Genomic DNA, 13,119 nt, shown 5'->3' with positions numbered 1-13,119 from the left:
TGCCGTGCTTCGCGCAGGCAGCGCCGGCTTTGCCGCCGTGCGTTTCTGGCCAGCCAGTATCACGCAAAAGCCACCGCATCCCCCACCCGCCCAGCTGCGCCCCACAAGGTGAAAGGGCAGGGCATATCTGGTGTTGTCAGTTCTGTGATCTTTTCCGTTTATGTGGTGTTTTATAGGTGGGCACAGCGCGGGTTGGCCGCGGTGTTAGTAAGGTATTTGTCGAATTAAAGGCCTGTTCGCAGATATTACTTTAAGTTAGCTATTACGATATCGAGCATCTCTTTATTTTCTAACTTGAAGTTGTAGTAAGGCGATTTTTTTAGACCTTTTTCAATCTCATTGTTGTCCTTTTTTATCTGCTCATCGCTGCGGTCATCTATTGACCATTGCTTGTTTATCATCCAGAGCAATGCAACTTTCTCTGTAATTATCAGCTTACTCTGGTCCTTAAACCCAAAGTCCGCTTTTATTCTGTCAACTTCCTTAGGTGTTCTGTCTGGGTGCGGAACTAATACAAGCGGGACCTGTGTATTCCATTCAGTATCGGCGCCCAGTGTTTGTGTAACGTCCCTTTTGTTATCATGCTTTTCAATTACTTTCGTGGCTCTTGAAAAAGCGTAGTTTTTAAACTTCAGTGCTTTGTTACCTGAAGCTTCATATGCCCTGAAAATCCAATGGTTTCCGTCATAGACAATAGCCAGGGGAAATAACTCTCTTCGTCCATGCATATCACTGTTTTCAGACAGATATACAGTGGTAATTGCGTTTCCTGTTGTTATAGCCCGCGTTATTTTTGCAACACTCTCAGTATCCAGCTGCTTTTCTATTTTCCCCAGCCTCTGATATGGGAGCATTGGCTTTCCGCCCAGTTTATTTCTGTTAAACCCGTTAGCCAGCATACCCAGAGCAGTTTCGGCATCGACGTCAATCAATGGCGAGAATTTCTTTTGGACAATCGTATTAGCTCTTTTAGCCCTGTCATATGTCATATTACCTGGCTTGAACTCCTGATATTTAGTCATCATTTTGGATGCAGCAGCTTCCGCCAGTCCGAATATCTCGTTGAGATCCGAGCGGTTGATTGAACCGGTGAACCTTAATTTAAAATCTATGTAAGCCATGCGGTCCGCAAGCACAACATCTTTCTTCTGTATGTCAAAAAAATTCATAGCTACTTAGTCATTGTTTTTTTTGTCTTTTATAGGCTCTATTCTAGCATGAATTGTTCATGCACGTATCATAAATATACGTGTTAAGTGTTTTTTGTGATTTTTTATGTGTTTGTGTATTGATCGAATAAGATAGGTGCTATAAGATTCTCATTGTTAAGGTAAGCCTTAACTGATTGATTTGTAAATAGAGAGGGCTTCATATGGCAACAAATGGTAAATCAGGTGATAACCGCCGACATGGTGCAGTAAGATCCCGTTCACAGACGCAGACTGGTTCAGGACACTGGGTAAAAAGAGACGCAGAGACAGGCCGGTTTATGGATGTCAAAAGTGACGGTAAGCCTTTCAAAGGTGTTAGAAAAGAGAAATAAAAAAGCACATCTATTTGCGTAGATGTGCTTTTCAACGTGCAGATATGGTTTTTTATTGCTGTTGGCGCAGCAGTAAAAGGGTCTACACTAAGAGGTCCCAACCCAGCATAGTGAGTAGTGTCACTCCTGTTTGAACCTTTGATACTACTTCCTTGTGTTTTCCATATCAATCGTCGGGATCCCTCTTTTATGAATTTTGAGGGTCAAATCATGCGTCTAAAGTCAGGTTTACAGCCAACCAACGTTCACGAAAGCCAAAAATTGTACATGTTTGCGCATACCCACGCTTTCGCTTCGGTAGATGGGAAAGTGTGGTTTCACACTTTCGTTCATTGCCGGGATGACTTGTTGCTGAGGGGTACATTTTTGTACCCCTGTTTAACGGGGTGAAACAGTCTTTTTCCGGTTAAACAACACGGCATTTACAGGTGCTTATAAGTTGCGCGTTCAGTCGCAATAGTTTCAGTGTGGATCTGTTGAATACACGATGACCATGTTAGTTTTTCCATACACTTTATAAGGTCTATGGCACTTTGGTTATCCTGCTGTCATTCAGGTACAGGCTATATACCCAGCAACAATTAGCGTCACCAGTACTGGTGGTGCTGGACTATTTATCAGGCATTATGAATAAAAACCCTTACCTCAAAGACAGAGATCTGCTGATTTCCTACGTAAGAGATCAGTTAGTAGGCCCAGCGGGTGGTGTGGAGGAAAAGCTTGAAGATGCACCTCACAAACGCTACCTGATGGGTACATTATTTCCGGCCGCGGCCCGTGTAGATGATTCTGATCGCGACTCAGAGTCATTGAATAATGACTTCAAACCTTCCTCTATGGCGATATCTTTTGCCGCTGATGCAGATTTAGTCTGCAAGCTTGAGATTGAGGCCGGTCAATATAAAAAAGGTCAGGATTTTGTCTGGCAGCGCTCCGTGCTGTCTGAAGTCAGGGACATCTCCCTCAACAGGGGAAGCGTTCAGGATGAAAAAATCTTTGATGGCAAAGCGAGACTGGATGTATCTGTCCGCTCATATGGCGGTGGTAAAGTTGTCACTGTAGCAATATCTAATATAGAAAATTCCGGTGAAAGACTGGATCCCTCAAAATGCCTTTATCAGTCAGGTATAAAAATCAGTGTTGTAAGCGGTGCAATCAGGGAGTATCCGAGCAGCGATCGTTTCAAACTGGATGACGAGCAAAAACAGCTGGCGATGACATACCGGAAGCGGGTGCCCTGGGCTGTTGGCCACGGCGTGTCAGTTGACTGGCGCTTGGGCTCAGATAAATCACCTGTGGTTCTGAAAACTGAATCTATGCCTTGTCACTCAGTGAAAGGTTTCAGCACTGATCTTGATTATAAAAAATATCACGACCTTGATGAAGATATCCTTAGTATCGCTGCGATTGCTGATACCGAATCGTTATCCACTGATAACCTTCTTGATGGGTACAAAAAACTGATCAATGCATACAGATCCTGGATTGATGAGCTTGATGAGGAAGTGCTGGACAGTCGTTATTCAGACGCTAAAAAGTCGGTGATCGCAAAACTGCGTATGGCTGCTGAGCGAATGGATGATGGTATCAGGAAACTGAAGCAGTCGGAGACTGCAATGCTGGCATTCAGGCTTGCCAACAAGGCAATGCTGATGCAGATGATTCACAGTGGCAGTAAGTTTGCCGGTACCGTCAGACAAAAAAACTGGGGATACACTGCCCCTGACTATCTTTCCGAAGAAGTGAAGCGTACCTTCAAGTGGCGGCCATTTCAGCTTGCCTTTCAGTTGCTTGTTCTTGAGTCAATAATTCCTGATGAGCAGGGCAATTATCCGCCTACTCATGATGAAGTTGATCTTCTATGGTTTCCTACCGGTGGCGGCAAGACCGAAGCATACCTTGCTGTTGCTGCCTGGGAGATGCTTTTCCGTCGCCTTAAATACGGCAGTGAAGGGGAAGGCACCGCTGTCATTAAGCGCTACACACTGCGTCTCCTTACCTCTCAGCAGTTCCAGCGAGCAGGTAGTCTGATATGTGCCCTCGAGTCGATGAGAACTTCCATCCCTGAACTTGGTGAGTCTGAATTTTCTCTTGGCCTGTGGGCAGGTGAAGGCAGTACACCCAATGACTTCAAGAAAGCCCACACAAAATTCAATACCCAGCGGGAAGCGCCAAAGCCTGAGAACAGCTTTCAGTTACAGTCCTGCCCATGGTGTGGGACCTCGATATTTCCTGAAGGTTACTCTGATGAAAGTGATGACTATGGTATCCGTTGTGATGACAGTCACTTCGAATTTTTCTGCCCGTCTCAGGACTGTGAATTCCACGACTCTCTCCCAATTCAGGTCGTTGATGAGGGGCTTTATAAAAAAACACCCAGCATGCTCATCGGTACTGTAGATAAGTTTGCCCGTCTTACCTGGAAAGCAGAGGCTTCGATATTTTTCGGCGACAGCAGGTATCTCCCGCCCTCATTGATTATCCAGGATGAACTTCATCTTATCTCAGGGCCTCTGGGCACTATTGCAGGTATCTATGAAGCCGGTTTTGATACAGCGATGGAGAGACTGGGAAGACGCCCGAAAGTCATTGCGGCAACCGCAACTATCCGCAGTGCTGCGCAGCAGTCCAACCGTCTCTTCGGACGAAGTGTAAACATCTTTCCTCCATCGGGCACTGATGAGGCCGATTCCTTCTTTTCCAAAGAAGACAGCGACAGCCCCGGCCGCCTGTATGTTGGCGTGATGCCATCAGGTCATACCGGACAGACAGCCCTGGTTCAGGCCGCTGCTGCATTGCTGCAGGCACCTGAGGAAAAAGGCTTTGCAGATACTCTGTTGGACAGTTACTGGACACTGCCTATCTATCACAACAGCCGGCGTGAGCTCAGTAAAACAATGACGCTGTCGCGTGATGATATTCCTGAACGTATTAAGGTGATATCTGACACTCCGAGGCAGGTAGATACAGTGGAGGAACTCAGTGCCAATGTTGAGGGTGCAAGAATTCCTGAGGTATTGAAAAACCTTGAGAAGGGGCTCCCTGATGCTGTCGATATTCTGCCATGTACAAATATGATCTCTGTTGGTGTGGATATTGAGCGCCTGGGCAACATGATCATCAACGGTCAACCCAAAGCCACGGCAGAATATATTCAGGCATCCAGCCGGGTTGGTCGTAAGCAAAGCCGTCCACCGGGCATCGTGTTGACTTTATACTCGCCGTCAAAGCCCCGTGACAGGTCTCACTATGAGTCATTCAAAAATTATCATCAGGCCCTTTACCGGTATGTGGAGCCAACCAGTGTGACGCCATGGGCCCTGCCAGCGATGGAGCGTGCCATGCATGCTGCCTTGATAGCTGCTGTCCGTGTGTCTGGTTACCTGCGTGACAACCAGAGCGCGAAAAACTTTGACCGCAATAACAGTGAGTTTAAAGAGATTTATAAGTCACTGGTTGAGCGTATATCGAGAGCCATGGAGGGGGTGACAGAGAAGGAAAAGAAAACAGCATTTGATTACCTCGATTCTCTGGTAGAGGAATGGTCAAACCGGGTCAGTGAGGATGAACTCACTCATTATGAAGCCAATAAATCAGGCAAACAGTTTAAACCACTAATTCAGGCATTTGAGAGCCAGCTGAAAGACAGAGCCTGGCCAACACTGAATTCCATGAGAAATGTAGATACTGAAACCAACTTGTTTGTCAGAGGTGAAGACAATGTCTAAGACACGATCATTCCGCAGTTCACAGCTGATCAGTCCTTTCGGGCCCGGTGCAATTCTGGATGTTGGCGATGAGTCTCTCGTTGTGATGGATATATCCCACTGGCCAAAAAAGCTGGAAGAGATAAAACTTGAACGTTTAACCAGAGAAGCCGGGGTTTATGCATTAAAGAGGCCTCCTGTTGTCGAGAGTCAGTTCGGTACTCCTAAACCATATAACTCCCTCATCACAGTCCGTTTTCCGAAATGGATGTTCTGCCCAAAGTGCAGAAAACTGAAGAAGTGGCGCTCTGATGACGAAAAAAATGACAGTGGTGTCCCGGTCTGTTCGAATCCTTCCTGTAAAAAAAGGGTGCTTGTTCCAATGCGTTTTGTTGCGGCATGCCAGAAGGGCCATCTTCAGGATGTGCCATGGGATTACTGGCTCATCGCGAAGCGAAAAAGATATGTGATAAGCCGGATCTTTATTTCCGCTCTGCCAAAGGCAAGGGCAGCGGCCTTGGCGCACTTAAAATCTGTTGTGAAAACCCCGGTTGTGGTGCCGAGAGCAGCCTCGCAGATATCCTTAATACCGGTGCTCTTGGGAGTCGCTGCTCATCGACTCAGCCTGGGAGTCAAAAAGTTATTCCGAAAGGGATTGTGATGAGCCTTTAAGGGTTCTTCAGCGTGGTGCAAGTAATCTCTATTATCCAATCACGGCATCGGCGCTTGATATTCCATACGATACGCACAGTGTCGGTAACCCTGTATACAGCAAAATCAAAGATGCACAGGATATCGATAACTTGCGTGAAGCGATTGAAGAAAAAAACCAGAAGCGGATTAAGTTTTTTTCTGGTGAAATTGCGGAAGAAACAGGGCTGAAAGCTGATGACATTATTGCTGCAATGACATCCTCAAAGCAGGAGAAGCGCGAATTCCGGGTTCCGAAGGATCACGAACTTCGTGCGGCAGAGTGGCAGGTGATGACTGATTCTGCTGTGGAAAGTAAGGTGTCATCCACGTTCAAGCTCGGGCCACATCCCCTGATAAGAAAGAGACGTTCGGCCTCGATAAATTTATCAGCAAAATCGTACTCATTGATAAACTTAGGGAAGTTCGCGCATTTTGTGGTTTTGAGCGGATAGAGCCCAACGAGAACATCGTGATGATGAATGATACGCGAACCAGTCATACATGGTTACCAGCCATTGAGGTCTTTGGTGAGGGTATCTTCATAGAGCTCAGCCAGAAAAGTATTCTTGACTGGGAAGCGAATATTGATGGTGAGCTCAAACGCCGTATTGAAGATACCCGATCCAGACATGGCCATTGTGCTCATCGTACCTGCCTGATCCGAGTTCCAAGTTCATAATCCTGCATACACTCGCCCACCTTCTCATAAGGCAGTTGTCTTTCGAAAGCGGTTATTCAAGTGGTTCATTGCGTGAGCGTATTTATGCAGGTGATGATCAGGCCGGGATACTGATATACACCGCGGATGGTGATTCTGAAGGCAGTCTGGGCGGTCTTGTTCAACAGGGAGAGCCTGACAGGATTTTTCCGGCTATTCTCGCAGCACTGGAAACTGCTGGCTGGTGCTCTAATGATCCGGTCTGCAGTGAAATGGAGGCCCAGGGAGTGATGGGGCTTAATAAGTCCTCCTGCCACTCCTGTACACTGTTTCAGAAACCAGCTGTGAATATAACAACCTGCTTCTGGACAGAAAGCTGCTTATCGGTGACAACAAATTCCGGGGATTTTTTGGTCCGGTGGTTGACGCTATTTCAGTAGGAGTTGACTGATGCAGCTACCTAATACCAGACAACTCAGTGATGAACAGCTCGATATCTTTGAGGAGGCACCTGAAGACGGATGTATCCTTGTTTCCGGCGCACCTGGAACAGGTAAGACAGTGATTGCATTTCTCCGGGCCGGAGCACTGGCCCGAAGAAAAAAGAAAGTGACTGTATTGATGTATAACCGTGTTCTAAAGCGTTTTACAGAGAATGTTGCTGCAAATCTTGGTGACAGTGTTACCACCTCTACGATGCACTCCTGGATGTATAAATGGTGGTCTAATCACAGGATAGTAGGTAAGGGCGGACATGGTTCTCGCCTTTTACTTGAGGGAGACCGTGCCTACGTTCACTGTTCATATGGTGAGCATAAGGAGTTGAAGAAGTTGGGAGGCCGCTGGGATCCTAAGATGTACAATCCTAATTCTCGGAAACTAGGTATGTGGTACGTCCCTCGTGAGAATTACGAGGATTGCCCCGCTGATTATTTGAAGTGGACAGGGAAAAATTATAAGCCACCAGAACTCGAAAAATGGCGTTATGACTGGATGTCAATGAGAGACAGTTATATCGAACTGGAAGGCAGTGAACGTGTTGACTGGGGGCATCTTATTATTGATGAGGCTCAGGACTTTGAGCCGGATATGTTTCGCTTTCTCAAAGCAGCCAGAAGTGAGATGGAAAACGGAGGCATCACTATTCTGGCTGATGAGAATCAGCGGATTCATGTTGACAGTAACTCTTCTCTTGACGACATCCGGAAAGCACTGAGAATCAGCTCAGGAAGAGAATTTTCTCTCACTGAAAATTATCGGAATACCCGACAGATTGCATTGGTTGCCCGTCATTTTTATGTAGGTCTGTCGACTGGTGTACCCAATCTTCCTGTAAGAGAAGGAAACCGCCCGGTTTTTGTCTCATCTCCGTCATACGAAGCTCAGGTGGATTATATCGCCAGCTACCTTGATGTGAGAGGGGGGCTGGAAGTGGGGATTGTTGTCGACTCTCTACAGGATATTGCTTTTTTTGGAGAGGAGCTCAAAAAAAGACTGTCTGGATATACAGTACAATTGTACAGCAGCAATAATAGCAAAGACAGCGAGAACCTGATTTTTGATACCCAGGGCGTGGTTACAATACTGCACCGACAGAGTTGTAAAGGGCTTGAATTTGATGCGGTATTCGTGCCCAATCTACAGAAGTTTTCGGTAGATGATACTGATGAGACAACATTTAAGATGAATATGTATGTCATTTGCTCAAGAGCCCGCTCGGAGCTTTTCTTTCTGTGTAAAGAGAGCCCCGGTATCAGGCCCGGCTGTTTTGATTATTTACCGGCTCAGGGATCAAACCTGATTGAATATAGAGAACACAATTAATGGAAACCACTTTCAGCGCGCTTTCCTCTTTTGCGGTTATTCCTCTCAAGACGTTCCGCCGCTACGTTCTGTCTTACGAGATCGTGCCGCTTGCGCTTTGTAAAACGCTGGGCGGATCGCCTCTTTTGAGTGTAAAGGAGCTTTCGTCAATCTGTTCGGTGGGCGGTATAGACAAAAAAGATATCGTTTTGGAGCTATCTGCATCAAAAGTAGCGCCATCGGGTTTTGTTCCCCTGTCACAATTGAAGACTGCCTGGTTTGTCTCAGAGGAGGCTAAAGCCAACTTTATTGACAGAAGCTACGAAAATTTTGATGTCACTGCATTACGGTGTGCTGCGCTGCCTGAGCCGGTGGCATCATCTCCGGCTCAGGATCATCCGGAGCTGACAGATGTTTGTGATGATGCCGTAAACAAATTCCTTGCAGAAGCACCTTATGCCGACGGCATACTCGCACTTGCACATCAATGGCTGTCGGTACATGACAATCAGCGGGATATGGCAAGTATTGAGAATGTGTTATCTGATGATCTGAATACACTTGGGCTCCTGCTTTCCCTTGAGTCCGGTTCAGAGCAGCTTGTTCTTGCCTCAGAGTTTTTACGCCTCTGTACCCGCAAAAATATAGATGTGGGCTGGGCTCCTGCAGCAGTGCTTGATGAATTCACTGAGCTGTCTCCGGTAAGGTTGCCGAGCCTGAAAACTTCAGAATATGGTCAGGTGCGGTTACAAAGCTCGTGAATAACGAGCGGATTAATATTCCATTCACAGATGAGAATTCAATTGTTCTGCGGGCAATAGCACTGGCACTCCTGAATCCTGAACCGGAAATGCTGAAGCGCCTCAGGGCTGCAAAAGCAGAATTGATTGGCGACAAGGTGTACGACCTGGCATACGCCTTTTCACTGACAAGGTTCGGGTACAGTTATCTTTCTGAAGAGAGAAGAAAACTGTCCGGCCACTGTCGGAAAGACGTACAGAATATTGCGGCAAGAGTTTATAACCGTGTGTTTGGTTCAGAAGCACCGGTTGAGCCCGCTATTGAAACGGTACCTGTGAGTACCGGCATTGATATTGAAGTGCCAGATTCCACAGATGCCGTGCCGGATGTCTGTGATAACAATCATACTGAAGCCCTTTCTCATGAATGGCTTACAGAGGTTATATCGTCAGCCGGAACCTTTACATACAGTATTGAAGGTATAAAACCCCTGTCAGGGTTTGACCTTTCACTTGTTCACCGTCCGGAGGGATCAGGCTATCTGGCACTCCGTGTGATCGATGCGAATGGCCCGAAAGGAATGAGTAAGTTTGTTGGTCAGTTCGTCAGGGAAATGGTGAATCTTCAGCGACACCTGCCTGATATGTCGCGGTTTGAGGTCGATGAATCAGGTGTAATGTTAAAGCTTTCTCCTGAGTGGTGCGTGGATGCTGAATTCAGGGCGAAGATGGTATCATTGTTTGAAACTCTCCGTCCGCTGAAACTGATCCAGAAATCCAGCAGTTTCAGCTAGACCAGAGAAAGTGCAGATTCAGTCTGCACTTTTTTTGTTCCAATTCTCTTTCCGGATTCACTGTTAATGCATCTTTCAGACACCGTAAAAAAAGAACTCGCTGAGATAGGTTACTTTTTGTCCCGTCTTGGCCAGTCGTCTCCTCCACCTTGCCTCGGTACCGCCGTATGGAAGGAGGCAATCAGTAAATTTTATCCCTCATATGGCCTGGGAAGAACAGAGAAAGAGTTCTACAACAGCCTGAAAAACACCAGAGACCGTTTCGACAGCCATCTTAAAAACTCACGTGAGGGCTGGAAGGATGAAAACGGTAACCCGGGTCCTTTGTCTGCACTTAATCAATCTGTGCTGTCCGAACTTGACGGGATGTCTGACAGTCAGCTCTGGGAGCGGATCCGGCCATATGCTGTTACAAAGCTGGATATTAAGCTTGCCCGCAGGAAAACCAGTGATGCTGTCGGGCAGGGAACAAAACACTTTTCGTCTGAATTCAGTGGCAGCAAGTCAGTCAAGGCAAGAAAGTCGGGTCAGGCGATAGTCAGGCATGGCTCAGTGGTTGATGCACTTTACGAGTTCGTCGGACTTATGCATCCGGAGGGCGACGTTTATAACACTCAGAAAATTGACCTTGCACTGGAATCTGGCGGTTGCCTTAAAGCTCTCTATGAAGTCAAAACCTCAACGGACACTCAGTCTTTGTATACCGGGGTTGGCCAGTTGATGATGCATGCGGCCGGTAACCCTGATGTCTGTAAATATCTGGTGTTACCAGAGATGGATAAAAATCCGGATCTGGAAAACTGTCTTGCATCTCTGGGAGTTGGGTTAATCTGCTATCAGCAACTGGAAGATAAATATACATTCGTAACTGTCTTGTGATTTGATTTTCAATCTTTCGCCCTGTCCGGGTTCGACACACCAGGCCTGAACAAACCCACTCAGCCCTTCGCTTTGTCCATCTTCGACAGGCCAGAATTGTGTCTTTTCTGTGTCCCCCTGTGATACCTGCTTTCCGGGCCTGTCGGACTTCGACATTTTCGCCTTAAAGCCCTGTCGAAGTTTGACAACCCTGCTTTTTATGAAGGTCTGTCCTGCTACGACAGACCTCGTTTTTTGTGTCGGTAACTTAATAATTTACAGAGGGTTTTTCCTTTTAACATAGGTATGTCTGTCAGGGGTTCCCTGCAGGCTTTATCCATATACTTAAGGGAAAATTATGAAATTCACGAAAACGTTAAACGTATTGGCACTTGCATCAGTCTGTGTCGCTTCGCACGCAACAGCGTCATCAGAAGAGGTGTTTGATGTCAGTACCTGTGAGGATTTTGTCTCTATGCTTGACGGTGCACGATATAAAAAAGATACCTACCGTCTGACCAATGACATTGATTGTTATGGTATGCAGCCGCTCGGCAATAAACGCGGTGCCTACAACTTTAATATCGAGGGTAACGGCTATAAAGTGAGTCATCTTGCACTGCAGGGGCCCCTTTTTAACCGCCGTTTCACCGGCAAGCTCTATGATCTGGTGCTTGAGCAGCCTCTGTATGATTTTCCGTCGGGTGCAGCCAAGAAATATCTTGTGGCGGAGAAGCTGTCAAACGCATCAATAAATAACCTGACGCTGATAGGGCCGTCAGTGAACAAACCGTTTCTGTCGGTTTTTAACTCCGTTTATTCGTCGGGCATTGACGGGTTAACGATCAGTGGCGGGCATTCTGAATTCAATGGTCAGGCACTGCTTTCGCGGTCGGTGAATGATTCTGTGTTCAGTGATGTTTTCATCGACTCGTTTAATCATAAAGTGGAGTACGACAGTACACTGCTGGTTCTTAACTCGGAGGGCAGCAAGTTTTCAAATGTCTCTTTGAAAGGGATAGATATAAGCTGGCACAGCCCGAGAACAGGGTATTCATTCCTGTTTAAGCGTGCCTCAAATACCAATGTGAACGGGATATCGTTCGGCTCTGTGTCTTACCCGGGTAACGATCAGTTCCGCAACCATGTTTACCTGATATCGAATGATGTTATTCGTGGCGACAGTTTCTTCTCCAATATCAGTCATGGTTTCTGGGGAGACGGTTCGTCACCTGAATTTCCATTGTATAAATCGTCTCTCAAGGATTATATGGAAGGCCGTGTGAGCAACGTAAACCTTATGGAGGGGTTGTCATTGCTGCCGCCACAGGTGTGTGAACCTTACGTCCGTCGTGATGTTTATTACTCACTGCCGTCCAGGGTGGCGTCTAAGTAACGCAGGGTTATTTAAGCACAAGGCCCGCAACAGCGGGCCTTCACGGTGTATTTTGCGTATAGTGCCTGCTTTTCTTTTCTGTCGGGTGATTTTATGTCGTATTGGATTTTTAGAGGTAACCGTGAAGACTTTGATATTGATAAATATCTTAGTGGTTTTCGTTACGTCTACTGGGCTGTTAAGCACCCCAAACACCAGGACGAGATCAAAGTGGGTGACAAGGTTTTCTTCTGGCGGTCCAAGGGGAAATCCAGTGATCCTTATGGCCTTGTTGCATTTGGAACAGTTGAAGAAAATCCCGTGCATAAGGACAAAGTTCTTCACCCTGAAAACCTGCTTGAAAAATATTGGAGTAAAAGGGAAGTATCTGAAATAAAAGTGGGTGTGAAATTAGATGATGTCAGGTTAAGTGTGAAACAGGGGCTTGTTGAATCGACCTTACTGGAGAGAGAGCCAATCCTTGAAAAAATGCAGCTTCTTACTGCGAGGCAGGGTACAAACTTCCGGATATCTTCGGAGCAGTTCAGCAAAGTGATGTCATTGTGGGGCGGCGGGAGTGAGCCCTTAGAGTTGGCTGAATATAGCTCAGACGAGACAAGAAAGGCAGTGAGAACTCATATCGTAAGGGAGCGGGATCCGGTTCTCGTAAAGCAGGCCAAAGCTAAGTTTATCGAAACTCATGGTGAGCTTTTTTGCGAAGCATGTGGTTTTAAATTCTCAGAGCTTTATGGTTTTGATTATGCGGAGGCTCATCACAAAGTCCCCTTGAGTAAACTCAGAGCTGGTAAAAAAACCAAAATTACTGATTTAGCTATTTTATGTGCTAATTGCCATGTTGCAGTCCACCGTATTGAGAGTGCCGATCCTATGGAAACATTGATGAAGTTGCATGCGTCAGTTGTGTAGTGCGCGTCGCTAAGCAGGTAT

Annotated in this window: 13 protein-coding genes; 12 read left to right on the top strand and 1 reads right to left on the bottom strand. The window is 46.5% G+C overall.

Features of this window, described 5'->3' with window-relative positions:
- Positions 1-245: 245 nt before the first annotated feature.
- On the bottom strand, positions 246-1,169 hold the full coding sequence (locus tag CS022_RS17965) for a transcriptional regulator (RefSeq protein WP_129123444.1): 924 nt from the start codon (positions 1,167-1,169) through the stop codon (positions 246-248).
- A gap of 203 nt (positions 1,170-1,372) precedes the next feature.
- Here CS022_RS17965 and CS022_RS25490 point away from each other — a divergent pair, with 203 nt between their 5' ends.
- The 12 genes from CS022_RS25490 (at position 1,373) to CS022_RS17925 (ending at position 13,098) form a co-directional block, all read left to right on the top strand.
- On the top strand, positions 1,373-1,543 hold the full coding sequence (locus CS022_RS25490; RefSeq protein ID WP_201746318.1) for a hypothetical protein: 171 nt from the start codon (positions 1,373-1,375) through the stop codon (positions 1,541-1,543).
- Between the two features lie 533 nt (positions 1,544-2,076).
- Positions 2,077-5,271, top strand: a complete 3,195-nt coding sequence (locus CS022_RS17960; RefSeq protein WP_235869609.1) for a helicase-related protein — start codon at positions 2,077-2,079, stop codon at positions 5,269-5,271.
- Positions 5,264-5,911, top strand: a complete 648-nt coding sequence (locus CS022_RS26620) for a hypothetical protein (protein WP_235869607.1) — start codon at positions 5,264-5,266, stop codon at positions 5,909-5,911. Before CS022_RS17960 ends, CS022_RS26620 begins: the two co-directional genes overlap by 8 nt.
- A 142-nt stretch (positions 5,912-6,053) precedes the next feature.
- Positions 6,054-6,395 carry a hypothetical protein gene (locus CS022_RS26615; RefSeq protein ID WP_235869605.1) on the top strand — a complete coding sequence of 114 codons (342 nt, stop codon included), beginning with the start codon at positions 6,054-6,056 and terminating at the stop codon, positions 6,393-6,395.
- A gap of 20 nt (positions 6,396-6,415) precedes the next feature.
- Positions 6,416-6,622, top strand: a complete 207-nt coding sequence (locus CS022_RS26610) for a hypothetical protein (RefSeq protein WP_235869599.1) — start codon at positions 6,416-6,418, stop codon at positions 6,620-6,622.
- A 68-nt stretch (positions 6,623-6,690) separates the two neighbouring features.
- On the top strand, positions 6,691-7,041 hold the full coding sequence (locus CS022_RS26605) for a DUF1998 domain-containing protein (RefSeq protein ID WP_235869596.1): 351 nt from the start codon (positions 6,691-6,693) through the stop codon (positions 7,039-7,041).
- A gap of 10 nt (positions 7,042-7,051) precedes the next feature.
- Positions 7,052-8,425, top strand: a complete 1,374-nt coding sequence (locus CS022_RS17950; RefSeq protein WP_129123443.1) for an AAA family ATPase — start codon at positions 7,052-7,054, stop codon at positions 8,423-8,425.
- Complete coding sequence (locus CS022_RS17945) at positions 8,425-9,165, top strand: hypothetical protein (RefSeq protein ID WP_129123442.1); 741 nt, start codon at positions 8,425-8,427, stop codon at positions 9,163-9,165. Before CS022_RS17950 ends, CS022_RS17945 begins: the two co-directional genes overlap by 1 nt.
- Entirely contained in the window at positions 9,162-9,938 is a 777-nt protein-coding gene (locus CS022_RS17940) for a hypothetical protein (protein WP_129123441.1), read from the top strand. The genes CS022_RS17945 and CS022_RS17940 overlap by 4 nt, the downstream gene beginning before the upstream one ends.
- Positions 9,939-10,004: 66 nt before the next feature.
- Complete coding sequence (locus CS022_RS17935) at positions 10,005-10,817, top strand: hypothetical protein (protein WP_129123440.1); 813 nt, start codon at positions 10,005-10,007, stop codon at positions 10,815-10,817.
- 337 nt (positions 10,818-11,154) lie between these two features.
- Positions 11,155-12,192 (top strand): hypothetical protein, encoded by a 1,038-nt coding sequence (locus CS022_RS17930; RefSeq protein ID WP_129123439.1) that lies wholly within the window; start codon positions 11,155-11,157, stop codon positions 12,190-12,192.
- Between the two features lie 93 nt (positions 12,193-12,285).
- On the top strand, positions 12,286-13,098 hold the full coding sequence (locus CS022_RS17925) for an EVE domain-containing protein (RefSeq protein ID WP_129123438.1): 813 nt from the start codon (positions 12,286-12,288) through the stop codon (positions 13,096-13,098).
- Positions 13,099-13,119: the final 21 nt, after the last annotated feature.

This window comes from Veronia nyctiphanis, assembly GCF_004116385.1.
Taxonomy (GTDB): domain Bacteria; phylum Pseudomonadota; class Gammaproteobacteria; order Enterobacterales; family Vibrionaceae; genus Veronia; species Veronia nyctiphanis.
Note: the sequence above shows the minus strand (reverse complement) of the source record. Positions and strands in the feature narration are given on the sequence as shown.